A 26,886-nucleotide genomic window follows, 5' to 3' on the forward strand; every position below is an offset into this window, starting at 1 on the left:
CGGGACGTTCGCACTACAGCGGCAGCTTCCGGAGCAGCACGCTCGGGTGCCTGAAGCGCAGCACGGCACCGGCGCGGATCACGCGCGCGAGTCTCGCATACGCTTCCCTTCCGTGACCCCACCTACCCGTCGCCTGAGAGAGCTGCTCGGGGGCGGCGGCTCGATCGCCGTCGCGATGGCGTTGATGAACGTGGCGACGTACGGCTTCACGATGATCGCGGCACGGATGCTGGGGCCCAGCTCGTACGGCGCGCTCGCCAGCCTGATGGCGACCCTGCTGGTGATCACCGTCCTGCAGCTCGGCCTGCAGGCGACCGCGGCGCGGCGGATCGCGGCCGAGCCGACCCACGTGGCGCAGATCGAGAAGACGATCCTCGGGGTCACCTACCGCGCCGCGGCGGCGCTCGGGGTGCTGCTCCTGCTGGTCTCGCCGCTCCTGAACGTCGTGCTGCAGCTCGACAGCCTGCTCACGGCGGCGCTGGTCTCCGTGGTCTCGGTCCCGTTCACGATCATGGGCGGCCAGGCCGGCATCCTCCAGGGCGAGCGGCGCTGGCAGGCGCTGTCGGTGCTGTACGTGCTCAGCGGCGTGCCGCGACTGATCGTCGGGACCGCGCTGATCGCCTGGCAGCCCACCGAGCTCGCCGCGCTGGTCGGCACCGGCCTCGGCGCGTGCGCACCGGTGGTGGCGGGCTGGTGGCTGCTGCGTCGCCGCCTCGATCCCGGCGTCCCCAGCGAGAACCACGGCTTCCGCCGGGTGATCCGCGAGTCCGCCCTGAACTCCCAGGTGCTGCTCGCCTTCTTCGCCCTCTCGAACGCCGACATCATCGTGGCCCGCAACGTGCTCGCCGACCACGACGCCGGCCTGTACGCCGGCGGCCTGATCCTGACCAAGGCGGTGCTGTTCCTCCCCCAGTTCGTGGTGGTCATCGCCTTCCCGTCGATGTCGACCACGAGCGAGCGGCGCCGCGCCCTCACCGGCAGCCTGGGCGTGGTGGCCCTGCTGGGCGCCGCGGCCACGGCCGGGGCCGCGCTGCTCCCCCAGCTGGCGCTGGTGTTCGTCGGCGGCGCTCGCTACACCGAGATCACCGACCACCTGTGGATCTACGCGATCCTCGGCACCGTGCTCTCGATGCTCCAGCTGCTGGTCTACGCGGTGCTCGCCCGCCAGGGCCAGCGGGCGGTGTACCTGGTGTGGGCGGCGTTCCTGGCCATGATCGGGCTCGGCCTGACGACCGAGACGCTGCGCGGCCTGCTGACCGTGGTGATCAGCGTCGACGCCGTGCTGCTGGTCGCCCTGCTGGCCGTGAGCCTGCGCGTCACCAGGTCGGCGCCGGTCGAGGAGCCCGCTCCCGCGTCCTAGCGTTCGGTCGCCGCCGCGTCCCGGAGGGCGAGTGCTGCCTGGATCAGGCCCGAGTGCGTCAGGGCCTGGGGGTAGTTGCCGAGATGGCGCCGGGTCCTCGGGTCCATCTCCTCGGCGTAGAGCCCGACCGGACTGGCCAGCGCCACGAGCTCATCGAGAAGCACCTGCGCCTCGGGGAGCCGGCCGCTGCGCGCGAGTGCTTGGACCATCCAGAACGAACACGGAAGGAAGGCGCCCTCGGAGCCGTCGAGGCCGTCATGTCCCGGCGGGTAGCGGAAGAGCAGCGGACGGCCGGCATCCAGCTCGCGAGCGACCGCGTCGAGGGTCCCCTGGACTCGTGCCGACTCCGGCGCCTCGAAGCCGAGCTGCGGTAGGACCAGGAGCGCCGCGTCGACCTCGGCCGAGCCGTAGCTGCGCGTGTAGGTCCCACGCTCGGGGTCGAAGCCGTGCCGGGTGATGTCCTCGCGGAGCGCGTCCCGCTCCTGCGACCACCGGCGCCGGCGGGAGCCGGCCGTGCGATGGTGCTCGGCCAGGCGGACCGCCCGGTCCAGGGCGAGCCACGCCATCATCTTGGAGTGCACGTGGTGGGCGGAGTCCGCGCGGATCTCCCAGATCCCGGCGTCGGGCTCTCGCCAGTGCTCCGCCACCCGGTCCGCGAAGCCGGCCATCGCCCGCCAGGTCTCGGAGTACAGACGGTGGCCGGAGCGGGAGAGCAGCCATGCGGCGTCGAGCACCCACCCGTACCCGTCGAGCTGGTGCTGCGCAGATGCTGCGTTCCCCACGCGCACGGGCGTGCTCGCGGCGTAGCCGGGCCACGCCGTCAGCTCGCGCTCGGACCTCGGGTGCTTGCCGTGCAGGGTCAGCAGGACGGGCAAGCGCGGGCGGTCCAGCCGGGTGGCGCTGAGCAGCCAGGCCATGAACGCACGCGCCTCGGCCTGCTTTCCCGCACCCAGGAAGGCGGCGACCCCGATGCTCGCGTCGCGTGGCCAGGAGTAGCGGTAGTCCCAGTTCCGGCCGCCGCCGAGGCTCTCCGGCAGCGAGGTCGTGGGCGCTGCGACCGGCGCCCCGGACGGTGAGTACGTGAGCAGCCGGAGGGTCAGCAGGCTGCGCACCACGGCGTCGCGGTGGGGCAGGTCCGGGTCGATCTCCGCACACCAGTCCTGCCAGCGCAGTTCGTCGCGCTCGAGGGCGTTCCAGGCAGTGACCGGGTCGACGTGGACCAGTGGCTCTCGGTCGGCGACGGTCAACACGCAGGTCAGCGGGTGGCCGGGGGTGATCGTCAACGGCTGGGCGAGGCCGGGCTCGACCTGCGCGGGCGAGTCCATGGTCAACGCGACGGCGAGCGCCGGCCAGGTGCACACCAGGAGCGCTCCCCGGCGCCGGACCCGGGGGCGTCGGTGCCGGTCGCCGAGGCGTGGGTCGAACTCGATCACCGCCGCCACCGGCCCGCCCTCGGCCGACAGCCGGCGGACCAGGAGCGTGGACGGCAGCAGCTCCCCGCTGACCTCGGCCACCATGCCCTCGGTCAGGGTGAGGCGCCCGGACCGCGTCTCCCAGGTCGTCTCGAGGGTGTTGGTGCTCGGGCGGTAGCGGCGGGTCACCGGCCCGGCCGGACCGGCCGGGCCGAGCTTGAAGTGTCCTGCGGCCTCCCCGCCGACCAGGCGACCGAAGACCGGCTGCCCCTCGAAGCGGGGGATGCAGAGCCAGTCGATCGAGCCGTCCGAGTCGACCAGCGCCGCCGTGCGGGTGTCGCCGAGCAGTGCGTAGTCCTCGATCGGCACGGGCTCCCGGGTGCGGCTCCCGCTCACGAGATCTCGAGGAGGGCACCGAGCGCGATGCCGTAGGCGACATGCGCGGCGATGGTGACCAGCGGGGTCTGGGCACCGTAGTTGAGACCGATGAGCCCGGGCGGCTCCAGGACGGCGACCGACTGCGGGCCGGCCCGGTGCGAGGCCATCCGCGGGTGCACGCCCACCAGCATCGGGAGGATCACGGTCAACGCGACCGCACCGTGGAGCGCACCGAGCAGGCCTCCGATCCACCAGGTGGCCTGCCCGAGGAGCACGAAGCAGCCGGCATAGCCGAGGGCGAAGCACTGCCCGACAGCCAGGTGGATGAGGAAGCCGGCCGCCCGTGCCCGGTCCGGGTCCGGCGTGACGACCGTGCCCAGGATCAGCGGCAGGTCGAGCCGGCTGAGCCCCCCGAGCTGCGCGCTGATCATCAGGGCCGTGAGACCGACCGTGGCGAGCAGGCCGAAGAGAGACCATCCCGCCCAGTCCATGGCCACACTCCGACGAAGTTCTAACGTCTATTTGTATGTACGTTAGATGGCGGGCTCCACAGGGTCAAGGCCGACCCGCTCACCGCCAGCCGAGCGCCGGCGCGAGGTGGGTGAGGACGCTCTCGAGGACGTGCACGTTGTAGTCGACGCCGAGCTGGTTGGGGATCGTCAGCAGAAGCGTGTCGGCCGCGGCGATCGCCTCGTCCTGGGCGAGCTCGGCCACCAGGGCGTCGGGCTCGCCGGCGTACGTCTTCCCGAAGCGGGCCAGGCCGCCCTCGAGCCGGCCGACCTGGTCCTCGCCGCTCCGATCACCGAAGTAGGTGCGGTCGAGGTCGGTGACGACCGGGAAGATGCTCCGGCTGACCGAGACGCGCGGCGCCCGCTCGTGGCCGGCGGCCCGCCAGGCGTCGTGGAACCGTTGGATCTGCTCGGCCTGCAGCTGGTGGAACGGCACGCCGGTGTCCTCGGTGAGCAGCGTCGAGCTCATCAGGTTCATCTCCTGCTCGGCCGCCCACTCCGCGGTCGCCCGCGACCCGGCGCCCCACCAGATCCGCTCCCGCAGGCCCGGTGAGTGCGGCTCGACACGCAGCAGGCCGGGCGGGTTCGGGAACATCGGCCGCGGGTTCGGCTCGGCGAAGCCCTCCCCCTTGAGCACCTCGAGCAGCACGGCGGTGTGCTCACGCGCCATCGCGGCGTGGTCGGAGCCCTCGGCGGGCAGGTGGCCGAAGTAGCGGTAGCCGTCGACGACCTGCTCCGGCGACCCGCGGCTGACGCCCAGCTGGAGCCGCCCGCCGGAGATCAGGTCTGCGGCGCCGGCCTCCTCCGCCATGTAGAGCGGGTTCTCGTAGCGCATGTCGATCACGCCGGTGCCGATCTCGATCCGGCTGGTCCGGGCCCCGATCGCCGCGAGCAGCGGGAACGGCGACGCGAGCTGCCGGGCGAAGTGGTGCACCCGGAAGTACGCGCCGTCGACGCCGACCTCCTCGGCCGCGACCGCGAGGTCGATCGACTGCAGCAGGGCGTCGGCCCCGGTGCGCACCTGGGACTGCGGCGAGGGCGTCCAGTGGCCGAAGGAGAGGAACCCGATGCTCTTCATCAGTGCGCCGCCTCGTGCCAGCTGCGGCCGAAGCCGACCGAGACGTCGAGCGGGACCGCGAGCGCGGCGGCGGCGCCCATCTGCTCGCGGACCAGCGCCTCGAGCGCCTCCTGCTCCCCCACCGCGACCTCGAACACGAGCTCGTCGTGCACCTGGAGCAGCACCCGGGAGGCCAACCCGGCCGCCGCGATCGCCCGGTCGACATTGAGCATCGCGATCTTGATCAGGTCGGCGGCCGAGCCCTGGATCGGCGCGTTGAGCGCCATCCGCTCGGCCATCTCGCGGCGCTGGCGGTTGTCGCTGGTCAGGTCGGGCAGGTAGCGCCGGCGACCCCAGATCGTCTCGGTGAACCCGGCCTTGCGGGCCTCCTCGACCACGCCGGCGAGGTAGTCGCGGATGCCGCCGAAGGTCTGGAAGTACTCGTCCATCAGCCCGCGCGCCTCGCTCGGCTCGATGCCGAGCTGCTGGCCGAGGCCGAACGCGGACAGGCCGTAGGCGAGGCCGTAGTTCATCGCCTTGATCTTGGCCCGCATCTCGACCGTGACGTCGTCGGCCGGCACGTCGAAGACGCGGGCGGCGGTGATCGAGTGGAAGTCGCGACCCGATCTGAACGCCTCGATGAGCAGGTCGTCCTCGGACAGGTGGGCCATGATCCGCATCTCGATCTGGCTGTAGTCGGCGGTCATCAGCGACTCGTACCCGCGACCGACCACGAAGCCCTCGCGGATCCGGCGGCCCTCCTCGGTGCGGATCGGGATGTTCTGGAGGTTGGGATCGGTGCTGGACAGGCGACCGGTCGTGGCGATCGTCTGGTTGAACGTCGTGTGGATGCGCCCGTCGCCCGCCACCGTCTTGAGCAGGCCCTCGATCGTCTGCCGCAGTCGGGTCACGTCACGGTGGCGCAGCAGGTGCAGCAGGAACGGGTGCTCGGTCTTGACGTACAGCGCCTGGAGCGCGTCCGCGTCGGTCGTGTAGCCGGTCTTGGTGCGCTTGGTCTTCGGCATCCCGAGCTCGTCGAACAGCACCGCCTGGAGCTGCTTGGGCGAGCCGAGGTTGATCTCCTTGCCGATCACCGCGAACGCCTGCTCGGCGGCGTCGCGCACCTCGGCGGCGAAGTGGCCCTCCAGCGCCTCCAGGTGGTCGGTGTCGACGGCGATGCCGGTCTGCTCCATCTTCACCAGCAGGTCGACCAGCGGCAGTTCGACGTCGTTGAGCAGGCGGGTGCCGCCACGCTCCTCGAGCTCGTCGTCGAGGGCGGCGGCCAAGTCGAGGACCGCCCGCGCGTGCAGCATCTCCACCTCGCCCGCGCGCTGCCCGCTGGTGGCGTCGTCGAGGCCGTCCAGGCTGAGCTGTCCGTCGTCGGCGTCGCCCTGCTTGAGCTCGCGCTTGAGGTAGCGCACGGTGAGGTCGGCGAGGTCGTAGGAGCGCTGGTCGGGCCGGGCGAGGTACGCCGACAGCGCCGTGTCGCGGCCCAGACCGGTCAGCGGCAGGCCGCAGGCGGCCAGGGCGAGCATCGGCCCCTTCGCGTCGTGGAGGAGTTTGGGCCGCTCGGGGTCGGCCAGCCACGCCGCGAGTGCTGTCTGGTCGGCGACGTCGAGCTGGTCGGCGGCGACCCAGGCGGCCACGCCGTCGGTGGTGGCCAACGCCAGCGACGTCACGTCGCCGGTGCCGGCGCCCCAGCGCCCGGCGACGTGCAGGCCGACCCGCTCGCCGGAGGCGGCGTGCTGCTCCAGCCACGCGGGCAGCTCGCCGGCCGCCAGGACGCTCATCGTGACGTCGAAGCCGGAGTCGTCGATCTCCTCCTCGGAGGTGAGCGTCTCGAAGAGCCGGTCGCGCAGCACCCGGAACTCGAGGCCGTCGAAGAGCGTGTGCACCTCGTGGCGGTCCCACGGCTGCACAGCGAGGTCCGCCGGGGTCCGGTCGAGGTCGAGGTCGCAGACCAGGGCGTTGAGGTGGCGGTTGCGGATCACGTCGCCGAGGTGGGCGCGCAGCGCCTCGCCCTTCTTGCCGGTGATCTCGTCCGCGCGGGCGATCACGTTGTCGAGGCCGTCGAACTGGTTGATCCACTTGGCGGCGTACCCCTGGCCGACGCCCGGCACGCCGGGCAGGTTGTCGGAGGTCTCTCCCACGATCGCCGCGAGCTCGGGGTAGCGGGTCGGCGGCACGCCGTACTTGGCCTCGACCGCGGCCGGCGTCATCCGGGCCAGGTCGGAGACGCCGCGCATCGGGTAGAGCACGGTCGAGCGCTCGGTGACGAGCTGGAGCGAGTCGCGGTCGCCGGTCAGGATCAGGACCTCCATCTCCGGGTCCTCGAGAGCCCGGGTGACGAGGGTCGCGATGATGTCGTCGGCCTCGTAGCCGTCCTTCTTCAGGAACGGGATGCGCAGCGCGTCGAGCACCTCCTCGATCAACGGCAGCTGGCTGCTGAACTCGGTCGGCGTCTTGTTGCGCTTGGCCTTGTACTCGGCGTACTCCTCGAGCCGGAACGTCTGGCGGGACACGTCGAAGGCCACGCCGACGTGGGTCGGCTGCTCGTCACGCAGCACATTGATCAGCATCGAGGTGAAGCCGTAGACCGCGTTGGTGTGCTGCCCGGTCGTGGTCGAGAAGTTCTCCACCGGCAGCGCGAAGAACGCGCGGTAGGCGAGCGAGTGACCGTCGAGGAGCAGGAGGCGTGGCACCCTGCGACTCTAGCGGCGGGCACCGACGGCCAGAATGGGTGCATGAGCGACGACCAGCGCCCCGAGGCCAGCCCCGCGACGGGCCCCGAGACCGGCCCCGAGATGGGTGTCGACGACTACATCGCCTCGATGCCCCAGGGGATGGGCGCCCTCAACGAGAAGATGGGCATCGAGCTCACCGAGATCTCCGCGGAGCGGGTCGTCGGCACGATGCCGGTCGAGGGCAACACCCAGCCCTACGGCCTGCTCCACGGCGGGGCGTCCGTGGTGCTCGCCGAGACCCTGGGCTCGGTGGGGTCCGCCGTCCACGCCCACCCCGACCGCCTCTCGGTCGGCATCGAGATCAACGCGACCCACCACCGCTCGGCCACCGCGGGCACGGTCACCGGCACGGCCACGGCGATCCACCTGGGCCGCACCATGGCGACCTACGAGGTCGTCATCACCGACGAGCGCGGCAAGCGTGTGTGCACCACGCGGATCACCTGCGCGCTGATGCCGCGGGAGCGGTACGCCGGCTGAGACGTCCGAGGCAGCTCGACCGGTCTCGACACGTCGGTCACGACCTCGTTCCTCGGTGGCGCGACTCGCTCGACCACCATCAGCGGATCCGCTGGCGCGGCTCCGCTAGTTCTCCACGCCGGCCCGGCTGCGGCGCATCGAGCGGCGGGCGGCGAGCACCTGGGTGAGCTGGCGGCCGCCGCTGGACTGGGCCGGGCGGCGGCACGCCGTCAGCCGGGTGCGCACCGCGTGGGTGGTCGCGACCCGGAGTACGGCGTAGGGGCCCAGGGCGAGTCGCGCCATGAAGCGGTTGGCGTCGCGCGAGCCGGCGACCGCGGCGGTGGCGACGTGGCTGACGCCCAGCTCCTCGGCCCAGGTGACGGCGGCGTCCATCAACGCGCGGCCGACGCCGTGCCGCTGGAACCGCGGCAGCACGTGCGGGGAGAGGGCGCGCACGACGGGCTCCAGGTTGAGGGCGGACATGGTCGTCGCCTCGAGGTGGACGGCGCCGGCGAACTCGCCGTCGTACTCCCCCACGACGATGCGCTGGTCGGGGCAGCTCTCGAGCCGCTTCAGGAGGACCTCGAGGTCGGCGGTCTGGTCCTCGGGGCCGGTACGACGCAGCACGTCGGTCCACAGGTCCGCGAGGGCCGGCGCGTCCGCGGGCACGGCGATGCGGAGCGACACCAAAGAGCGGCTCATCGAGTCATTGGCCTTCCGGACCTCCGTGCTACGCCACGTCTCTCGTCCCCCGAACGCGGCACCACTGCAGGAGACTACGCTCAGCCCCGCTGTCTTGTCAGAGGAGTCCCGTGTTCCCCGGTATCGGCACCATCGTCAACGTCGTCACGGTGCTGCTCGGCGCCACCGTCGGCGTCCTCCTCGGCAACCGCCTGCCGGTGCGCACCCGCGACCTGGTGACCGACGCGCTGGGGCTCGTGACGCTGCTGATCGCCGCCACCGCCGCGATGGCGGTGCTCGACGGCGACCTGGCGAACAAGGTCGGCGACAGCGCACCGATGCTGATCGTGCTGGGCGCGCTGCTGATCGGCGGCATCGGCGGCTCGCTGCTCCGGCTCGAGCAGCGGGTCGAGACGTTCGGCGGCTGGCTGCAGGTCCGGCTGACCCGCGAGAGCGGGTCGGTCGAGCGGCACCGCTTCGTCGAGGGGTTCGTCGTCTCGTCGCTGGTGTTCTGCACCGGCCCGCTGACGATCCTGGGATCGCTCGACGACGGCCTCGGGAACGGCGCCGACCAGCTCCTCCTCAAGGCCGCCCTCGACGGGTTCGCCGCGGTCGCCTTCGCCGCCTCGTTCGGCTGGGGGGTCGCGGCGAGCGCGCTCACGGTCGTGGTCGTGCAGGGCTCCCTCACACTGGTCGGCCTCGGGGTCGGCGACGTGCTCCCCGACGCCCACCTGGCCGCGATCACCGCGACCGGAGGGCTGCTCCTCGTGGGGGTGGCGCTCCGGCTGCTCCGGATCCGGGAGATTCCGGTCGCCGATCTGCTGCCGGCGCTGCTCGTGGCGCCGGTGCTGGTCGAGGTCGCAGCGACGCTGCATTGAGGCTCTGCATTGAGACTCTGCAGATTGAGACGGGTCTGTGATCCACGTGACACGCCGCGGGTCTAATGTGCAGCCATGCTGATTCGCCTGACACCCCGCGCCACCCTGGCCGCCGCCGTCCTGTCCGCCCTCGCGCTCACCGCCTCTGCCTGCGGGTCCGACGGCGGCTCGGACACGACGGGTTCCGACAGCCCGAGCGGCGCCGCGGACCTGAACCTGATCTCCGACGGGACCCTGACCGTCTGCTCCGACGTGCCGTACCCGCCGTTCGAGAACTTCGACAAGACCACCGACACCGGGTTCGCCGGCTTCGACGTCGACATCGTCAACGCGATCGCCGAGCAGCTCGACCTCCAGGTCCAGATCAAGGACTCCGACTTCAACGCGCTCCAGAGCGGCCTCGCGCTGGCGTCCGGCCAGTGCGACATGGCCGCCAGCGCGATGACGATCACCCCCGAGCGCGAGCAGAAGCTCGGCTTCAGCGACGGCTACTACGACTCCGAGCAGTCGTTGCTCGTGCCTGCGGACTCCAGCATCACCTCGATCGACGACCTCGACGGCGTCAAGGTCGGTGTGCAGAAGGGCACCACCGGCGAGGCCTACACCAACGAGAACGCCTCCGGCGCCGACGTCGTGGTGTTCCCGAGCGACGGCGAGATGTACGCCGCGATCAAGGCCGGGCAGGTCGAGGCGCTGCTCCAGGACCTCCCGGTGAACCTGGACCACCAGAACGACCCCAAGGCCGCCGGCGAGTTCAAGGTCGTGGAGACCTACGACACCGGTGAGAGCTACGGCCTGGCGATGAAGAAGGACAACACCAGCCTCATCGACGCCGTCAACGAGGCGCTCGCCACCATGAAGGACGACGGCGACTACGAGAAGATCTACGACACCTACTTCGCCACGGACCAGTGAGTCTGAAGCGGGCCACCAAGCGGCGGCTGCGGGACGGCGTCGCGTACGCCGTCCTGCTGGCCGTCGTCGCCATCGTCGTCGTGACAGCGGACCGGGACGCGATCTCGAAGAACTTCCTGGACGGGGACACCTGGAAGGGATTGTGGCCGGACATCGTCCTGATCGCTGCCAAGAACACCGTGAAGTACACGGTGATCGCGTTCGCCGGCGGCATCGCACTCGCCCTCGTGCTCGCCCTGATGCGGCTCTCGCCGCTGCGGCTCTACCGCTGGCTGGCCACGGTCTACATCGAGTTCTTCCGCGGCCTCCCGGCGCTGGTCGTCATCATCTTCATGGCACTGGGCGTGCCGCTCGCCTTCGGCTGGACAGCTCCGGGCGGGACCATCGGCGCCGGCCTGATCGCGCTGATCATGGTGTCCGGGGCCTACATGGCCGAGACCCTGCGCGCCGGCATCCAGGCGGTCCCGAAGGGGCAGCGCGAGGCCGCGCAGTCGCTCGGCATGAACGGGTTCTGGACCATGGTCACGGTGACGCTGCCCCAGGCGGTCCGGATCGTGATCCCACCGCTGACCAATGAGCTCATCCTGCTGGTGAAGGACACCTCGCTGCTGACGTTCGTCGGCATGCAGTACGACCAGGTCGAGCTCACGTCGTTCGGTCAGCAGGGCCTCGTCAACTACTCCAATGCGAGCCCGCTCCTGGCGATCGCACTGGTCTACCTGGTGATCTCGATCCCGGCCAGCCAGCTCGTGGCGTTCCTCGAGCGACGACAGCAGAGAGCAGCCCGATGAGCATCCCGGCGATCCAGGTCTCGAACCTGCACAAGTACTTCGGCGAGCACGAGGTGCTCAAGGGCATCGACTTCCGCGTGGACCAGAGCCAGGTCGTGTGCGTGATCGGCCCGTCCGGGTCCGGGAAGTCCACGCTGCTGCGCTGCGTGAACCGGCTCGAGGAGCCGACCTCCGGCAAGATCCTCGTCGAGGGGATCGACATCACCGATCCGGAGACCGACCTCGACGCGGTCCGATCCCGCATCGGGATGGTGTTCCAGCAGTTCAACCTGTTCCCGCACATGAACGTGCTGGGCAACCTCTGTGCCGCCCAACGGCGGGTGAAGAGGCGCTCCAAGGACGAGGCCGTCGAGATCGCCCGCCGCAACCTGGCCAAGGTCGGCCTTGCCGATCGTGAGAACGTCTATCCGGCCCACCTCTCGGGCGGCCAGCAGCAGCGGGTCGCGATCGCCCGAGCCCTGTCCATGGATCCCGACATGATGCTGTTCGACGAGCCGACCTCCGCGTTGGACCCCGAGCTGGTCGGCGACGTGCTCGCGATCATGAAGAACCTGGCCTCGGAGGGCATGACGATGATGGTCGTCACCCACGAGATGGGCTTCGCCCGCGAGGTCGGCGACCGGCTCGTCTTCATGGACGACGGCGTGATCGTCGAGGAGGGCGACCCGCGCGCGGTGCTCTCAGATCCACAGCACCAGCGCACCCAGGCGTTCTTGTCCAAGGTGCTCTGACCCGGCCCAGATCGGCCCCGGTATCAGGTCAGCCGATGCGAACCTGTTCCCGAGTCGTTATCTTCGTCGAGCGGTCGTCGCGCTCGCGTCGGCAGCACCAGCACCCCCGGCGGCGTTATGATCCGCCGACCGACCGGTACGAACCGCCCAACGATGCTCTGCGGAGCGCGGCGAAGGAGCCCTATGCCCTACCGTCAGAATCGTGCTCGGCGAGGCGCGCGGCCGCGTTCGGCCCCGCTCGCACTCGCCGCCCTGCTGCTCGCAGTGCTCGCCAGCCTCCTCGGTGCCGGACCGGCCCAGGCGGCCGAGGACGGCAACACGATCGTCGGCACCCTGGTGAACTCGGCCGAGGGCAACACCCCGGTCGAGGGCGTCGAGATCAACGTGACCACGGCCGACGGACAGGAGTACACCGGAACCAGCGGACCGGACGGAAAGTTCTCCGTCGAGGTCCCCGGAGAGGGCGGTCAGGTCACCGTCGAGCTCGTCGTCGACACTCTGCCGGAGGGCGTCGAGCTGCGCACGGAGGACAACGTCCGCGAGGTCACCCTGCTCCCGAACCAGACCCTGCCGCTCGCCTTCCCCATCGGGCCGGACACCCGGCACGTCGAGACCACCTGGGACCGGCTGCCCGGGCTGGTCTACAGCGGCGCGCTGTTCGGCCTGATCATCGCGCTCGCCTCGCTCGGCCTGTCGATGATCTTCGGCACCACCGGGCTCACCAACTTCGCGCACGGCGAGCTGGTGACCTTCGGCGCCGTGGTCGCGTACTACCTCAACACGTCCGCCGGCATCCCGTTCGTGTGGGCGGCGGTCATCACCGTGGCGCTCGCGGCCGTCTTCGGGTGGGTCCAGGACTTCGGCCTCTGGCGACCGTTGCGGCACCGGGGCACCGGCCTGATCGCGATGATGATCGTCTCCATCGGCCTGATGTTCCTGCTCAAGAACGTCTTCCAGTACTTCACCGAGGGTCGCCTGCTGAACTACCAGGAGTACCTCACCCCGGCCGGGCACGACGCCGGCGGGCTGTTCACCTACACCGACCGGGACATCGCGATCGCCGGCACCTGCATCGTCGTGCTCCTGGCGGTCATCCTCGGCCTCTCCTACACCCGTCTCGGTCGCGCGACCCGGGCCGTGGCCGACAATCCCGCGCTCGCGTCCGCGACCGGCATCAACGTCGACCGGGTCGTCTCGGTCGTGTGGATCATCGGCACCGCGCTCGCCGCCCTGGCCGGCGTCTTCCTCGGCTTCCAGCTCGGCGTCACCTTCCAGATCGGCCAGCTCGTCCTGCTGCTGCTGTTCTCGGCCGTGTGCGTGGGCGGGCTCGGCTCGGTGTGGGGCGCCCTGGTCGGCAGCCTGATCATCGGCGTCCTGATCGACCTCTCCACGCTGGTCATCCCGTCCGACCTGAAGAACGCCGGCGCACTCCTGCTGCTGGTCCTGATCCTGCTCTTCCGTCCCCAAGGCATCATGGGCCGCCGGGAACGGATCGGCTGAGAACGAGAGAGGAATAAGTCATGGACCTGATCAGCACCCCGCTGCACGACGCGTTCTCGCCGTACGCCCTCTCGTTCGTCTTCGCCGCGATGGGCCTCAACATCCACTACGGCTACACCGGCCTGCTCAACTTCGGCCAGGCAGCCTTCTCCGCCGCCGGCGCGTACGCCATGGGCGTCGCGATCGCCTCGTTCGACCTGCCGCTGGTCGTGGCGCTGCTCCTGGGGGTGGTGGGCGCCGTCCTGCTCGCTCTCGTGATGGGCGTTCCCACGCTCCGGTTGCGCGCGGACTACCTCGCGATCGTGACGATCGCCGTCGCGGAGATCCTGCGACTGGTGTTCTCGACGTCCTTCAAGGACTACTTCCACGCGCGCGACGGCGTCAGCGGGTTCACCCTCGGCTTCCGGTCGCTCAACCCGTTCCCGGATCTCCCCAACGGGTTCTTGAGCTTCAGCCGCAACGACCTCTGGGTGATCACCGTCGGCTGGATCCTCGTCGTCCTCACGTGTGTCCTCGTCTGGCTGCTGATGCGCTCGCCCTGGGGTCGCATCCTCAAGAGCATCCGCGAGGACGAGGACGCGGTCCGCTCGCTGGGCAAGAACGTCTACTCCTACAAGATGCAGGCGCTCATCCTCGGTGGCGTCATCGGCGCGATCGGCGGGTTCATCGGCGGACTCGGCCTCGCCTCGGTGCAGCCGGACAGCTTCAACACCGACTTCACCTTCATCGCCTTCACGATGCTGATCCTCGGTGGCGCTGCCCGGGTGATGTCGCCGGCCGTCGGCGCCGTGCTGTTCTGGGCGGTGCTGTCGTTCCTAGGTGTGGCCCTCACCAAGCTGTCGAACGGTGACAACCCGATCATTCCGTCGGACCTGATGAGCCCCGACCAGGTCGGCAACATCCGGTTCGCCGTGGTCGGCCTCGTACTCATGCTGCTGATGATCTTCCGCCCGCAGGGGATCTTCGGGGACAAGAAGGAGATCGCGATCGATGCCCGATGACATGCAGGACACCCGCAGCCGGGCCTCCGACCTCGTCGGCGTGGACCCCGAGCCCGGAGTCTCCAAGAAGGACCCGATCGTGGTCGTCGACGGCATCACTCGCACCTTCGGCGGGCTCCGCGCCGTCGACGTCGACCACCTCGAGATCCAGCGCGGCGTGATCACCGCCTTGATCGGGCCGAACGGCGCCGGGAAGACCACGTTCTTCAACGTGCTCACCGGCTTCGACCAGCCCGACACGGGCGAGTGGACGTTCAACAAGAAGTCGCTCAAGGGCGTGTCTGCCTCGCACGTGGCGCGGCTGGGCATGGTGCGCACCTTCCAGCTGACGAAGGTGCTCTCCAAGCTCACGGTCCTGGAGAACATGCGGCTGGGCGCCACGGGACAGCGCGGTGAGCGGTTCTGGGCGGCGCCCTTCCGCTTCCTCTGGAAGGCCGAGGAGGACTCGATCACGGTCCGGGCCCGCGACCTGCTCGGCCGGTTCAACCTGGCTGCGAAGGAGGGCGACTTCGCGGGCTCGTTGTCCGGCGGGCAGCGCAAGCTCCTGGAGATGGCGCGTGCGCTGATGGTCAATCCGGAGCTGATCATGCTCGACGAGCCGATGGCCGGGGTGAACCCCGCGCTCAAGCAGTCGCTGCTCGGCCACGTGAAGTCGCTGCGCGAGGACGGCATGAGCGTGCTGTTCGTGGAGCACGACATGGACATGGTCCGCGACATCTCCGACTGGGTCGTCGTGATGGCCCAGGGCCGGGTGATCGCCGAGGGACCTCCGGCCTCGATCATGGCCGACCAGCGGGTGATCGACGCCTACCTCGGCGCGCACCACGACACAGACATCACTGAGATCGAGGAGTCGGTGCTCGCTGCCGAGGTGGAGGCCGAGCTCCGGGCCGACGACGAGGAGACCCGATGAACGAGACCACCAGCGACGTCCGTGCCCAGCACCTCGCGGCGGCCGAGGGCGCGGTCCTCCGCGCCGACGACCTGATCGCCGGCTACCTGCCGGGGGTCAACATCCTCAACGGTGCCGATCTCTACTGCCAGCCCGGCGAGCTGGTCGGCATCATCGGCCCCAACGGGGCCGGGAAGTCCACGCTGCTGAAGGCCCTCTTCGGCCTGGTGCGCATCCACAGCGGCAGCGTGAAGCTGCGCGGCGAGGACATCACCGACGACCGGGCCGACGCACTGGTCACCAAGGGACTCGGGTTCGTCCCCCAGTCCGACAACGTGTTCCCCAGCCTGACGATCGCCGAGAACCTGCAGATGGGCTGCTACCAGGCGCCGCGGAAGTTCGCGGAGCGGTTCGACTTCGTGGCGGGCCTGTTCCCGGCGCTCCGGGACCGCCGCAACCAGCGGGCCGGGTCGCTGTCCGGCGGCGAGCGCCAGATGGTGGCCATGGGGCGTGCCCTGATGATGGAGCCGTCGGTGCTGCTGCTCGACGAGCCCTCGGCCGGCCTGTCCCCCGCGATGCAGGACGAGGTGTTCGTGCAGACCCGCGCGATCAACAAGGCGGGCGTCTCGGTGATCATGGTCGAGCAGAACGCCGCGCGGTGCCTGCAGATCTGCGACCGCGGCTACGTCCTCGACCAGGGCCGCAACGCCTACACCGCCACCGGCCACGAGCTGGCCAACGACCCGAAGGTCATCGAGCTCTACCTGGGCACGCTCGCCAAGAAGGGCTAGTACGCCCTCGCCGACCACGGTCCGCAGAACGAACGACGAGGCGCCTCCCGGCTGACCGGGAGGCGCCTCGCTGTGTTCTCGGTGCGGTCAGGCGAGGGCGATCAGTCGCCCTGTCCCAGACCCGCCTTGATCAGCTCGGGCACGATCTTCTTCGTCTCGTCGAACGCGATCAGCACGATGGCGTCCGGGTCCTCGGAAGCGATCTTCTGCACCTCGGCGCTGAAGGTCGCGGCGTTCGGGTCGTAGAGCTGGAACGACACCACGGTGCCACCGGCCTGCTCGAAGAACTTCTTCACGTTGTCGGCAAGCGCCTCACCGTAGGAGTCCTGGCGGGCCAGGATCGCAACGTTCTGCTTGCCGTCGCCGATCAGCGTGGAGGCCATCACCTGACCCTGGAGCACGTCGGACGGGGCCGTACGGAAGTACAGGCCGTTGTCCGCGTAGGTGTCGAACGCCGTCGAGGTGTTCGCCGGCGAGACCTGGGCGACGCCGGCCGCGGTGATGCGGTCGATGACGCTCAGCGAGACCGACGACGAAGCAGCACCGACGACCACGTCGGCGCCGCCGCGCAGCAGCTTGTCGGCCTCGGACGGCGCGATGTTCGGGGTGCCGTCACCGGAGTCGGCCTTGATCTGCTTGACCGGCTTGCCGTTGACGCCGCCCGCCTCGTTGATGTCCTTCACCGCCAGGTCGACACCCGCGAACTCCGGGGGGCCGAGGAAGGCGAGGTCACCGCTCTGCGGGAGCAGGGTGCCGACGGTCAGCGTGCCGTCGCCCTTGGGGATGTCGCCGCTGATCTTCTGGTCCGCCTTCACCGAGGCGACGTCGGGGATCTCGCCGGTGACGTAGTCGATCGGGGAGTAGCTGTTGTCGGCGCCGTACTGGAAGATGCCGATGGTCGCCGCGGACGGGCTTCCGGTCGAGTTCAGGTCGATGGGCCCGGACACGCCGTCGTAGTCGATGTCCGCACCGTCGGCGAGCAGGTCGGCGCACTCCTTGAAGGTCGTGCACTTCTCACCCTCGGCCGAGACCTCCTGCATCTTCGACCCGATGGCCTTGCCCGAGTCGGCCTTGGCCGCAACGGCTGCGAGCGCCGCAACGACCGTGGCGTCGTAGGACTCCGGGCCGTAGGTGAAGTCCTTGAGCTTCGGGTCGACCGTCAGCATCCGGTTCTTGAAGTCGTCTCCCAGCTCCGCCCCCGGGTAGGTCGCCTTCACGCCCTCGAGCGTTCCGGGATCGAAGTCCTCGGAGTAGTTCGCCGTGTTCCCGTCCACGAAGTACAGCTGCATCCCGGCGCCAGCAGGTGCCGAGCTCTCGCCGCTAGGGGCACTGCTCTCGGTGCCGGCCGGCTCTTCGTCGTCGCTGCCGCCACCACAGGCGGCGAGCACGAGCGAGGTGGACAGCACCAGTGCGCCGAGACGCGCGATCTTCTTGGGGCGATTCATGAAGCCTCCGATTGGTCTCGAGAAGCGCCGACACCCTCCGTCGGCGTGCGGTCAAAGTAGCGCAAGATCAGGACGACGACGCTGCACGAGCGGCTCGTTGCGGAACTGTGACCTTCGGGTTCCGGAGCCGGAGGAGGTCTCCGACCCGGGAAGAATACGGACTAGACCAGTCCGATCGGACCTCAGCTGACCCCGTGGCTGACGACGCCCTCGGCCACCTCGCGCATGGACAGGCGCAGGTCCATGGCCGTCTTCTGGATCCAGCGGAAGGCGTCGGGCTCGGAGAGGTGCAGCTGCTCCTGCAGGACGCCTTTGGCCCGGTCCACGGCCTTGCGGGTCTCGAGGCGCTCGGTGAGATCGGCGACCTCGGCCTCGAGCAGGGCCAGCTCGGCGAACCGGCTGACCGCCATCTCGATCGCCGGCACCAGGTCCGAGCGGGAGAACGGCTTGACGAGGTAGGCCATCGCGCCGGCATCACGGGCCCGTTCGACGAGCTCACGCTGCGAGAAGGCGGTCAGGATCACGACCGGGGCGATCCGGGCCTCGGCGATCCGCTCGGCGGCGGCGATCCCGTCCAGGACCGGCATCTTCACGTCGAGGATCACCAGGTCGGGGCGCAGCTCCTCGGCGAGCTGGACCGCCGTGGCCCCGTCGCCCGCCTGGCCGACGACGTCGTAGCCGTCCTCGCCGAGCATCTCGGCGAGGTCCATGCGGATCAGCACCTCGTCCTCGGCGATGACGACGCGCCGCGGCAGGGCGCCCCCGGGCTGCGGGGCCGGCTGTTGGGTCTCACTCACGGACAGCAGGCTATCCGCCGGCCGGTGCGGCCGACACAGCCGTCTCGGATAGGGTGCTGCGCGCGCCCCGGTATCCCAACCGGCAGAGGAAGCGGTCTCAAACACCGTCCAGTGTGGGTTCGAATCCCACCCGGGGCACCACCCGGAGCACCGGTCCGAACGGGCCTGTCGGCGGCCGGGGTCGCCCGGCTCGACGCCCTGATCGGGCTGACGGCGTGAGCGTGCTGGCTACGCTGACCCGCATGGACCGGGTCCGGACCACGGGTGTGGTCGCACTGCTGGTCGCCGGCGCGCTGCTCGCCGGGTGCAACGCGTCCCCGGACGATGCGGCAGCCGGGGACCGGACCGGCGGCCCGGCGCCGACCGCCGCGGCCGACCCGGCCCGGTGCGTGGTGTCCGACCCGGAGGGCGAGCTGATCCTGCATCCGGGCTCCCTGGCCGCCCAGGGCGCCGACGTGACGCTCGAGGGCGTCGAGCTGCGGGACGCGGAGAACCTGGACGTCGTGGAGACCGACACGGTCGCGTTCAGCGGCAACCCGAGCATCCGCGGGATCATCCTGGACTACCCGCCGATGAAGAACGCCGGGCTGGCCGACTCGCTGGCCGACTGGGACGAGCGTCGTCCGCTGGTGGGCCGCACGCTGTCGCCGGCCGACGGGCTCCAGGCGGTCCTGGTCGTGGTGCGACTGACGGATCCCAGCGCGCCCGGGCACCTGACCGGCGTCGCGCTCGAGGCGACCGCCGAGGGGCGGACCTACCCGCAGCCCGTGCTGGTCAAGCCGCACGGCGAGCCGTGCACGGTCGACGACATCGCGTCGACGCGGTCCTGGCTGCGCTGAGGTCGATCAGCCCCGGCGGTACGCCGGCGCCACCTGGTTGATCGCGTCACCCATCCGGTGGATCCGCAGCGCGTTGGTCGAGCCGGGGATGCCCGGAGGCGCACCCGCGATGATGACGACGAGGTCGCCCTCGCGGACCCGGCCGATCCGGAGCAGCTGGTCGTCGACCTGGCGGACCATCTCGTCGGTGTGCTCGACGGGTGTGGTCAGGAACGTCTCGATGCCCCAGGTCAGCGCGAGCTGCGAGCGCACCACCCCGACCGGCGTGAACGCGAGGATCGGGATCGGACCGCGCAGGCGCGACATCCGGCGCGCGGAGTCGCCGCTCTGGGTGAACGCGACGACGTACTTCGCCCCCACCCGCTCGGCGACCTCCTCGGCCGCCTTGGCGATCACGCCGCCGCGGGTGTGCGGGTCCCAGTCGATCTCCGCGAGCGCGGCGCGGCCCGACGGCTGCGCAAGGGCGTGCGCCTCGGTCGCCGCGATGATCCGCGCCATCGTCTCCACGGTGTGGACGGGGTACTCCCCCACGCTCGTCTCACCGGACAGCATCACCGCGTCCGCGCCGTCGAGGACGGCGTTCGCGACGTCGGAGGCCTCGGCGCGCGTCGGCGCCGGGTTGCCGATCATCGACTCGAGCATCTGGGTCGCGACGATGACCGGCTTGGCGTTGAGACGGGCCTTCTCGACGATCCGCTTCTGCAGGAACGGGACGTCCTCGAGCGGACACTCCACCCCGAGATCGCCGCGGGCGACCATGAAGCCGTCGAACGCCGCGATCACCTCGTCGAGGTTCTCGATGGCCTGCGGCTTCTCGATCTTCGCGATCACCGGGAGGTGCACGCCCTCCTCGTCCATGATCTGGCGGACGTCCTCGACGTCCTTGGCGTCGCGCACGAAGCTCAGCGCGATGAAGTCGACCGTGAGGTGCAGCGCGAAGCGCAGGTCCTCGATGTCCTTCTCCGACAGCGCGGGGACGGACACGGCGACGCCGGGCAGGTTGATGCCCTTGTTGTCGCTGACCTTGCCGCCGACGAGCACCTCGGTGTGCACGTCCGGCCCGTCGACCCGGGTGACCCGCAGCCGCACCTTGCCGTCGTCGATGAGGATCGGGTCGCCGACGTTCACGTCACCGGGCAGGCCCTTGTACGTCGTCCCGCACTCGCGGTCGTCCCCGGGCACGTCGCGGGTGGTGATCGTCCACTCCTGGCCGCGGCGCAGCTCGACCGGCCCGTTCGCGAAGCGCTCGAGCCGGATCTTGGGGCCCTGGAGGTCGGCGAAGATGCCGACGCCGTGGCCGCTCGCGTCCGAGGCCTCGCGCACGAGGCGGTACGCCGCCGCGTGGTCCTCGTGCGAGCCGTGGCTCATGTTCAGGCGGGCGACGTCCATGCCGGCGTACACCAGCTCACGGATCCGTCGGGGGTTCGCCACCGCGGGGCCCAGGGTGCACACGATCTTCGCTCTACGCACGTGCTTCACCCTACCGCGACTTTGATCGTTCCAAGACCTAACTTCCCGGTAACCTGCGAGGTCGGGGCCAGAACGTGCCATTGGTCCCGGCCGTCAGGTCCTCAGACCACCAGCGGGCGCTCGGTCGGCGGGATCGGCGCGGGCAGCGTCGTGGAGCCGGTCAGGTAGGTGTCCACCGCGGCGGCAGCGGCACGGCCCTCGGCGATCGCCCAGACGATCAGGGACTGGCCGCGCCCGGCGTCGCCGGCGACGAAGACGCCGTCGACCGAGGACATGTACCGCGCGTCGCGAGCCACGTTCCCCCGCTCGTCCAGGTCCACGGCGAGCTGCTCGACCAGGCCCGCCTGCTGCGGCCCGGTGAAGCCCATCGCGAGCAGCACCAGGTCGGCCGGGATCTCGCGCACGGAGCCCTCGACCTCGACCAGCCGGCCCTCCTCGCCGGGCACCGTCGAGGGGGCGACGTCGACCAGCCGCAGGGCACGGACGTTGCCGTCCGCGTCGCCGAGGAACTCCTGGGTGGAGACGGCGTAGACCCGGCTGCCGAGCTCGGTCTCGGTCGCCTCCTCGTGGGCCGAGGAGATCCGGAAGACCATCGGGTAGGTGGGCCACGGCTGTCCGGCCGGCCGCACCCCGGGCGGCTCCGGCAGGATCTCCAGCTGGGTGATCGACGCGGCACCCTGACGGGTGGAGGTGCCGAGGCAGTCCGCCCCGGTGTCGCCGCCGCCGATGATGACGACGTGCTTGCCGGCCGCGGTGATCTGGCCGTCGACCTCCTCACCGAGAGCGACCCGGTTGGCCTGCGGGAGGAACTCCATCGCCTGGTGGATCCCCCCGAGCTCGCGGCCGGGGGCCGACAGGTCGCGCGCCTCGGTGGAGCCGATGGCGAGCACGACGGCGTCGTACCGGTCGACCAGTGCTGGTCCGTCGAGGTCGGAACCACAATCGACGCCGGCCCGAAACACGGTTCCTTCCCTCCGCATCTGCTCGAGGCGCTTGTCGAGGTGCTGCTTCTCCATCTTGAACTCGGGGATGCCGTAGCGCAGCAGCCCGCCGATCCTGTCGGCGCGCTCGTAGACGGCCACGGTGTGGCCGGCACGGGTCAGCTGCTGGGCGGCGGCCAGGCCGGCGGGGCCGGAGCCCACCACCGCGACCGTGCGGCCGGAGAGCCACTCCGGCGGCTGGGGACGCACGAAGCCGGAGTCCCACGCCTTGTCGATGATCGCGACCTCGACGTTCTTGATCGTCACCGGGTCCTGGTTGATGCCGAGCACGCAGGCGGTCTCGCAGGGCGCCGGGCAGAGCCGGCCGGTGAAGTCGGGGAAGTTGTTGGTCGCGTGCAGGCGCTCGATGGCGCCCTCCCAGTCATCACGCCAGACCAGGTCGTTCCACTCGGGGATGATGTTCCCCAGCGGGCAGCCCTGGTGGCAGAACGGGATGCCGCAGTCCATGCAGCGCCCGGCCTGCTCGGTGATGATCGGGAGCAGCGCCCGCCCGGCGGAGCCCGGGTAGACCTCGTTCCAGTCCTGGATCCGCTCCTCGACCGGGCGCCGCTCGGCGACCTCCCGGCCGTTCTTGAGGAAGCCTCTGGGGTCAGCCATGCAAAGCCTCCATCATCGCGTGGGCGGTCTCGTTCTCGTCCAGGCCGTCGGCCTCGGCCTTGGCCCTGGCCTCGAGCGACTTGCGGTAGTCGGTGGGCACGATCTCGGTGAACCGGGTCAGCGCGGTCTCCCAGTCGGCGAGCAGCTCCTCGGCGACGGTGGAGCCCGTCTCCTCGAGGTGCGTGCGCACCAGCTGCTCCAGCTCGGCCGCGGCATCGCCGCCGACCGGCCCGAGCTCGACCAGCTCCGGGTTCACCCGGCCCGGCGCCAGGTCGAGGACCCAGGCCACGCCGCCGGACATGCCGGCCGCGAAGTTGCGCCCGGTCCGGCCCAGGACGGCCACCCGGCCACCGGTCATGTACTCGCAGCCGTGGTCGCCGACGCCCTCGGTGACGACCCACGCGCCGGAGTTGCGCACGCAGCACCGCTCACCGACGCCGCCCCGGATGAAGATCTCACCGGAGGTCGCGCCGTACCCGATCACGTTGCCGGCGATGATCTGCTCGTTCGCGGCGAACGTCGCCGCCCGGTCGGGGCGCACCACGATCCGGCCGCCGGACAGGCCCTTGCCGACGTAGTCGTTGGCATCGCCCTCCAGGCGCAGGGTGATCCCCTTCGGGACGAAGGCCCCGAAGGACTGCCCCGCCGAGCCGACGAAGGTCAGGTCGATGGTGCCGTCGGGCAGCCCGGCGCCGGCGTACCGCTTGGTGACCTCGTGGCCCAGGATCGTGCCGACCGTGCGGTTGACGTTGCGGATCGCGACCTGCGCGCGCACCGGCTCGCCGGACTCCAGCGCCGGCTGCGCCAGCGCCAGCAGCTCGGTGACGTCCAGCGACCTCTCCAGGCCGTGGTCCTGCTGCTTGGTGCAGTACAGGTCCTGGTCGGGGAAGGCGGAGCGGTCCGGCTGGTGCAGGATCGGGGTGAGGTCGAGCCCCGAGGCCTTCCAATGGTCGACTGCGCCGGCCACGTCGAGCGAGCCGACCTGGCCGATCGCCTCGTCGAGGCTGCGGAACCCCAGCTCGGCCAGCAGCTCGCGGACCTCCTCGGCGATGTACTCGAAGAAGTTCACGACGTACTCGGCCTTGCCGCTGAACCGATCCCGGAGGACCGGGTTCTGGGTCGCGACGCCGACCGGGCAGGTGTCCAGGTGGCAGACCCGCATCATGATGCAGCCCGAGACGACCAGCGGCGCCGAGGCGAAGCCGTACTCCTCGGCGCCGAGGAGCGCCGCGACGACGACGTCGCGGCCGGTCTTGAGCTGCCCGTCCGTCTGCACGACGATGCGGTCGCGGAGCCCGTTGAGCAGCAGCGTCTGCTGGGTCTCGGCCAGGCCGAGCTCCCAGGGTCCGCCCGCGTGCTTGAGTGAGGTGAGCGGCGCGGCACCGGTGCCGCCGTCGTGGCCGGAGATGAGCACCACGTCGGCGTGCGCCTTCGACACGCCGGCCGCGACCGTGCCGACGCCGACCTCGGAGACCAGCTTCACGTGGACGCGGGCCTGCGGGTTGGCGTTCTTGAGGTCGTGGATCAGCTGGGCCAGGTCCTCGATGGAGTAGATGTCGTGGTGCGGCGGCGGGCTGATCAGGCCCACGCCCGGCGTGGAGTGCCGGGTCTTGGCGACCCACGGATACACCTTGTTGCCGGGCAGCTGGCCGCCCTCGCCGGGCTTCGCGCCCTGCGCCATCTTGATCTGGATGTCGTCGGAGTTCGTGAGGTACTCCGCGGTCACGCCGAAGCGGCCCGACGCGACCTGCTTGATCGCGCTGCGGCGCTCGGGGTCGTAGAGGCGTTCGGGGTCCTCGCCGCCCTCACCGGTGTTGGACTTCGCGCCCAGCCGGTTCATCGCGATCGCGAGGGTCTCGTGCGCCTCCTGCGAGATCGAGCCGTAGGACATGGCGCCGGTCGAGAACCGCTTGACGATCGACGAGACGGACTCGACCTCGTCGATCGGGATCGGCCGGCGACCGGCCTCCTCGGCGCTCCTGAAGCGGAACAGCCCGCGCAGCGTCATCAGCCGCTTCGACTGCTCGTCGACGCGGGCGGAGTACTGCTTGAAGACGTCGTAGCGGCCGGTTCGCGTCGAGTGCTGCAGCCGGAAGACCGACTCGGGGTCGAAGAGGTGCGGCTCACCCTCGCGCCGCCACTGATACTCGCCGCCGATCTCCAGCTCCCGGTGCGCGGGCGCGATGCCGCCGCGAGGGTACGCCGTGGCGTGCCGTCGCGCCACCTCCTCCGCGATCGTGTCGAGCTCGATGCCACCGAGCTTGGAGACGGTGCCGGTGAAGTACCTGTCGACCACGGCCTGGGACAGGCCGATCACCTCGAAGATCTGGGCGCCGGTGTAGGAGGCGACCGTGGAGACGCCCATCTTCGACATCACCTTGAGCACGCCCTTGCCGAGCGCCTTGACCAGGTTGGCCACCGCCAGCTCCTGGTCGACCTTGACGTAGTAGCCCTCGCGGGCGAGGTCCTCCACGGACTCCATGGCCAGGTACGGGTTCACCGCGGCCGCGCCGTACCCGACGAGCAGGGCGACGTGGTGGACCTCGCGGACGTCGCCGGCCTCGACCAGGAGGCCCACCTGGGTGCGGGTCTTCTCGCGCACCAGGTGGTGGTGCACGGCGCCGGTGAGCAGCAGCGACGGGATCGGCGCCAGCTCGGCGGTCGAGTGCCGGTCGGACAGCACGATGATGCGAGCGCCGTCGGCGATCGCCGCCGACACCTCCTGGCAGATCTCGTCGATCCGCTGCGCCATCGCGGCACCGCCGCCCTCGACGGGGTAGAGACCACGAGCGACGTGGGTGATGAAGCCCGGCATGTCGCCGTCGCGGTTGATGTGCCGGATCTTGGCCAGGTCGTCGTTGGAGATCACCGGGAACGGCAGCTGCACCATCCGGCAGGACGCCGGCGCGGGCTGGAGCAGGTTGGACTCCGGGCCGATGGTGCCGGCGAGGGAGGTGACGAGCTCCTCGCGGATCGCGTCCAGCGGCGGGTTGGTGACCTGGGCGAACAGCTGGCTGAAGTAGTCGAACAGCAGCCGCGGCTTCGCGCTCAGCGCCGCGATCGGGGTGTCGGTGCCCATCGAGCCCAGGGGCTCTCCCCCGGTGTTCGCCATCGGGGTGAGCAGGACCCGCAGCTCCTCCTCGGTGTAGCCGAACACCTGCTGGCGCCGGGTCACCGAGGCGTGGGTGTGCACGACGTGCTCGCGCTCGGGGACGTCGTCGAGGTGGATGAGGCCGGCGTGCAGCCACTCGTCGTAGGGGTGCTCGGCCGCGAGCTCGGCCTTGACCTCCTCGTCCTCGATGATCCGGTGCTCGTCGGTGTCGACGAGGAACATCCGGCCGGGCTGGAGGCGGCCCTTGCGGACGACCTTGGCCGGGTCGAGGTCGAGCACGCCGACCTCGGAGGCGAGCACCACCAGGCCGTCGTCGGTCACCCAGTAGCGCGACGGCCTCAGCCCGTTGCGGTCGAGGACCGCGCCGATCTGCGAGCCGTCGGTGAACACCACGCACGCGGGCCCGTCCCAGGGCTCCATCAGCGCGGAGTGGAACTCGTAGAAGGCCCGGCGCTTGTCGTCCATCTCGGCGTGGTTCTCCCACGCCTCCGGGATCATCATCAGCACCGAGTGCGGCAGCGAGCGGCCGCCCATGTGCAGGAGCTCGAGGACCTCGTCGAAGGACGCCGAGTCCGACGCGCCCGGGGTGCAGACGGGGTAGAGCCGCTCCAGGTCGCCCGGGATGACGTCGGAGGCCAGCAGCGCCTCGCGGGCGCGCATCCAGTTGCGGTTGCCCATCACCGTGTTGATCTCGCCGTTGTGGGCGATGAACCGGAACGGGTGCGACAGCGGCCAGCTCGGGAAGGTGTTGGTCGAGAACCGGGAGTGGACCACGGCCATCGCGGAGGTCATCCGCTCGTCGCGCAGGTCGGGGTAGACCTCGTCGAGCTGGACGGGGGTCAGCATGCCCTTGTAGATCAGCGTGCGCGAGGAAAGCGAGGGGAAGTACGCGTCGGTCTCGTGCTCGGCGCGCTTGCGCAGGCAGAACGCCAGGCGCTCCAGCGCCATCCCGGTGACCCGGGTTCCGGCGCCGGCGACGAAGAGCTGGGCGAACGACGGCATCACCGCGCGAGCGGTACTGCCCAGGGAGGCGGGGTCGACGGGGACCTCGCGCCAGCCGAGGACGGTCAGGCCCTCCTCAGCCGCGATCTCCTCGATCCGCTGGCGGGTCTTCGCCGCCTGCTCGGCCTCGGCGGGCAGGAACGCCGTGCCGACGGCGTACGCGTGCGGGGCGGGCAGCTCGAACCCGAGCTGCGCGGTGACCACGCGCAGGAACGCGTCGGGGACCTGGATCAGGATGCCCGCGCCGTCGCCGGAGTTGACCTCCGCGCCTGCCGCCCCGCGGTGGTCGAGGTTCAGCAGGGCCTGGATGGCCTGCTCGATGATCTCGTGGCTGGCGACGCCGGTCAGGGTCGCGACGAACGCCACGCCGCACGCGTCGTGCTCGTGGCGAGGGTCGTAGAGGCCCTGGGGCGGCGGGAATGCGTGCGAGTAGGGCACCGGGCATTCTCCCGTCGTCTGGTCAAGCAGTGCAGTGGTGGCCGGGAGAACCGGCCAGGTGCAGGGGACGACATTGGCCCTAGCGG

21 protein-coding genes and 1 tRNA gene are annotated in these 26,886 nt (G+C 70.5%); 12 read left to right on the top strand and 10 right to left on the bottom strand.

Going from position 1 to position 26,886, the window contains the following annotated elements; translation table 11 throughout:
* Positions 1-112 precede the first annotated feature (112 nt).
* Positions 113-1,360: an oligosaccharide flippase family protein gene (locus tag QMC84_RS03230; RefSeq protein ID WP_300371724.1), complete on the top strand. Its 1,248-nt coding sequence runs from the start codon at positions 113-115 to the stop codon at positions 1,358-1,360.
* Here QMC84_RS03230 and QMC84_RS03235 read toward each other — a convergent pair.
* From QMC84_RS03235 to polA, 4 genes are all read right to left on the bottom strand, one after another.
* On the bottom strand, positions 1,357-3,168 hold the full coding sequence (locus QMC84_RS03235) for a glycoside hydrolase family 15 protein (protein ID WP_300371726.1): 1,812 nt from the start codon (positions 3,166-3,168) through the stop codon (positions 1,357-1,359). The two genes, QMC84_RS03230 and QMC84_RS03235, sit on opposite strands and share 4 nt — an antisense overlap.
* Positions 3,165-3,641: a hypothetical protein gene (locus tag QMC84_RS03240; protein WP_300371728.1), complete on the bottom strand. Its 477-nt coding sequence runs from the start codon at positions 3,639-3,641 to the stop codon at positions 3,165-3,167. Before QMC84_RS03240 ends, QMC84_RS03235 begins: the two co-directional genes overlap by 4 nt.
* 79 nt (positions 3,642-3,720) lie before the next feature.
* The gene (locus QMC84_RS03245; protein WP_300371730.1) at positions 3,721-4,737 is read right to left on the bottom strand and encodes an LLM class flavin-dependent oxidoreductase; all 1,017 of its coding nucleotides are present in this window, start codon (positions 4,735-4,737) and stop codon (positions 3,721-3,723) included.
* Entirely contained in the window at positions 4,737-7,418 is a 2,682-nt protein-coding gene (gene polA, locus QMC84_RS03250; RefSeq protein WP_300371732.1) for a DNA polymerase I, read from the bottom strand. Before polA ends, QMC84_RS03245 begins: the two co-directional genes overlap by 1 nt.
* A gap of 42 nt (positions 7,419-7,460) precedes the next feature.
* Between polA and QMC84_RS03255 the strand changes: the two genes are divergently transcribed.
* Positions 7,461-7,940, top strand: coding sequence for a hotdog fold thioesterase (locus QMC84_RS03255; protein ID WP_300371734.1), 480 nt, complete (start codon positions 7,461-7,463; stop codon positions 7,938-7,940).
* Positions 7,941-8,045: 105 nt separating this feature from the next.
* Here the strand turns inward: QMC84_RS03255 and QMC84_RS03260 are convergent, their stop codons facing one another.
* Positions 8,046-8,621, bottom strand: a complete 576-nt coding sequence (locus QMC84_RS03260) for a GNAT family N-acetyltransferase (RefSeq protein WP_300371736.1) — start codon at positions 8,619-8,621, stop codon at positions 8,046-8,048.
* Positions 8,622-8,731: 110 nt separating this feature from the next.
* Between QMC84_RS03260 and QMC84_RS03265 the strand changes: the two genes are divergently transcribed.
* The 8 genes from QMC84_RS03265 (at position 8,732) to QMC84_RS03300 (ending at position 16,099) form a co-directional block, all read left to right on the top strand.
* Positions 8,732-9,478, top strand: a complete 747-nt coding sequence (locus tag QMC84_RS03265; RefSeq protein ID WP_300371738.1) for a DUF554 domain-containing protein — start codon at positions 8,732-8,734, stop codon at positions 9,476-9,478.
* Positions 9,479-9,553: 75 nt separating this feature from the next.
* The gene (locus QMC84_RS03270) at positions 9,554-10,393 is read left to right on the top strand and encodes an ABC transporter substrate-binding protein (RefSeq protein ID WP_300371740.1); all 840 of its coding nucleotides are present in this window, start codon (positions 9,554-9,556) and stop codon (positions 10,391-10,393) included.
* Positions 10,390-11,184 carry an amino acid ABC transporter permease gene (locus QMC84_RS03275; protein WP_300371742.1) on the top strand — a complete coding sequence of 265 codons (795 nt, stop codon included), beginning with the start codon at positions 10,390-10,392 and terminating at the stop codon, positions 11,182-11,184. The genes QMC84_RS03270 and QMC84_RS03275 overlap by 4 nt, the downstream gene beginning before the upstream one ends.
* Positions 11,181-11,915 (top strand): amino acid ABC transporter ATP-binding protein, encoded by a 735-nt coding sequence (locus tag QMC84_RS03280; RefSeq protein WP_300371744.1) that lies wholly within the window; start codon positions 11,181-11,183, stop codon positions 11,913-11,915. Before QMC84_RS03275 ends, QMC84_RS03280 begins: the two co-directional genes overlap by 4 nt.
* A gap of 264 nt (positions 11,916-12,179) precedes the next feature.
* On the top strand, positions 12,180-13,415 hold the full coding sequence (locus QMC84_RS03285; RefSeq protein ID WP_300371746.1) for a branched-chain amino acid ABC transporter permease: 1,236 nt from the start codon (positions 12,180-12,182) through the stop codon (positions 13,413-13,415).
* 20 nt (positions 13,416-13,435) lie between these two features.
* Positions 13,436-14,416, top strand: a complete 981-nt coding sequence (locus tag QMC84_RS03290; RefSeq protein WP_300371748.1) for a branched-chain amino acid ABC transporter permease — start codon at positions 13,436-13,438, stop codon at positions 14,414-14,416.
* The gene (locus QMC84_RS03295) at positions 14,406-15,329 is read left to right on the top strand and encodes an ABC transporter ATP-binding protein (RefSeq protein WP_300371750.1); all 924 of its coding nucleotides are present in this window, start codon (positions 14,406-14,408) and stop codon (positions 15,327-15,329) included. Before QMC84_RS03290 ends, QMC84_RS03295 begins: the two co-directional genes overlap by 11 nt.
* A complete protein-coding gene (locus QMC84_RS03300) occupies positions 15,326-16,099 on the top strand; it encodes an ABC transporter ATP-binding protein (protein ID WP_300371752.1) in 774 nt (257 codons plus the stop codon). Before QMC84_RS03295 ends, QMC84_RS03300 begins: the two co-directional genes overlap by 4 nt.
* A 101-nt stretch (positions 16,100-16,200) precedes the next feature.
* Here QMC84_RS03300 and QMC84_RS03305 read toward each other — a convergent pair whose 3' ends face one another.
* Both QMC84_RS03305 and QMC84_RS03310 read right to left on the bottom strand, forming a co-directional pair.
* Positions 16,201-17,544 (bottom strand): ABC transporter substrate-binding protein, encoded by a 1,344-nt coding sequence (locus tag QMC84_RS03305; protein WP_300371754.1) that lies wholly within the window; start codon positions 17,542-17,544, stop codon positions 16,201-16,203.
* A 182-nt stretch (positions 17,545-17,726) separates the two neighbouring features.
* Positions 17,727-18,341 (bottom strand): response regulator, encoded by a 615-nt coding sequence (locus QMC84_RS03310; protein ID WP_300371756.1) that lies wholly within the window; start codon positions 18,339-18,341, stop codon positions 17,727-17,729.
* 64 nt (positions 18,342-18,405) lie between these two features.
* Here QMC84_RS03310 and QMC84_RS03315 point away from each other — a divergent pair.
* Positions 18,406-18,482 (top strand) — tRNA-Leu (locus tag QMC84_RS03315).
* Positions 18,483-18,556: 74 nt separating this feature from the next.
* Positions 18,557-19,180: a hypothetical protein gene (locus QMC84_RS03320; RefSeq protein WP_300371758.1), complete on the top strand. Its 624-nt coding sequence runs from the start codon at positions 18,557-18,559 to the stop codon at positions 19,178-19,180.
* Positions 19,181-19,186: 6 nt separating this feature from the next.
* Here QMC84_RS03320 and pyk read toward each other — a convergent pair whose 3' ends face one another.
* The 3 genes from pyk to gltB all read right to left on the bottom strand — a co-directional run bounded on the left by pyk (position 19,187) and on the right by gltB (position 26,800).
* Positions 19,187-20,650, bottom strand: a complete 1,464-nt coding sequence (gene pyk, locus QMC84_RS03325) for a pyruvate kinase (RefSeq protein WP_300371759.1) — start codon at positions 20,648-20,650, stop codon at positions 19,187-19,189.
* A gap of 101 nt (positions 20,651-20,751) precedes the next feature.
* Complete coding sequence (locus QMC84_RS03330) at positions 20,752-22,248, bottom strand: glutamate synthase subunit beta (RefSeq protein WP_300371760.1); 1,497 nt, start codon at positions 22,246-22,248, stop codon at positions 20,752-20,754.
* Positions 22,241-26,800, bottom strand: coding sequence for a glutamate synthase large subunit (gltB, locus tag QMC84_RS03335; protein ID WP_300371761.1), 4,560 nt, complete (start codon positions 26,798-26,800; stop codon positions 22,241-22,243). Before gltB ends, QMC84_RS03330 begins: the two co-directional genes overlap by 8 nt.
* Between the last annotated feature and the right edge of the window lie 86 nt (positions 26,801-26,886).

The organism is Nocardioides sp., from assembly GCF_030019515.1.
Lineage (GTDB): Bacteria > Actinomycetota > Actinomycetes > Propionibacteriales > Nocardioidaceae > Nocardioides.

What these genes read in the sequence shown, in the direction of transcription:
- QMC84_RS03305 (WP_300371754.1), bottom strand. Translation starts at nt 17,544, where the DNA reads ATGAATCGCCCCAAGAAGATCGCGCGTCTCGGCGCACTGGTGCTGTCC.
- QMC84_RS03260 (WP_300371736.1), bottom strand. Translation starts at nt 8,621, where the DNA reads ATGAGCCGCTCTTTGGTGTCGCTCCGCATCGCCGTGCCCGCGGACGCG.
- QMC84_RS03255 (WP_300371734.1), top strand. Translation starts at nt 7,461, where the DNA reads ATGAGCGACGACCAGCGCCCCGAGGCCAGCCCCGCGACGGGCCCCGAG.
- QMC84_RS03300 (WP_300371752.1), top strand. Translation starts at nt 15,326, where the DNA reads ATGAACGAGACCACCAGCGACGTCCGTGCCCAGCACCTCGCGGCGGCC.
- QMC84_RS03330 (WP_300371760.1), bottom strand. Translation starts at nt 22,248, where the DNA reads ATGGCTGACCCCAGAGGCTTCCTCAAGAACGGCCGGGAGGTCGCCGAG.
- QMC84_RS03280 (WP_300371744.1), top strand. Translation starts at nt 11,181, where the DNA reads ATGAGCATCCCGGCGATCCAGGTCTCGAACCTGCACAAGTACTTCGGC.
- QMC84_RS03290 (WP_300371748.1), top strand. Translation starts at nt 13,436, where the DNA reads ATGGACCTGATCAGCACCCCGCTGCACGACGCGTTCTCGCCGTACGCC.
- QMC84_RS03270 (WP_300371740.1), top strand. Translation starts at nt 9,554, where the DNA reads ATGCTGATTCGCCTGACACCCCGCGCCACCCTGGCCGCCGCCGTCCTG.
- QMC84_RS03245 (WP_300371730.1), bottom strand. Translation starts at nt 4,737, where the DNA reads ATGAAGAGCATCGGGTTCCTCTCCTTCGGCCACTGGACGCCCTCGCCG.
- QMC84_RS03295 (WP_300371750.1), top strand. Translation starts at nt 14,406, where the DNA reads ATGCCCGATGACATGCAGGACACCCGCAGCCGGGCCTCCGACCTCGTC.
- QMC84_RS03240 (WP_300371728.1), bottom strand. Translation starts at nt 3,641, where the DNA reads ATGGACTGGGCGGGATGGTCTCTCTTCGGCCTGCTCGCCACGGTCGGT.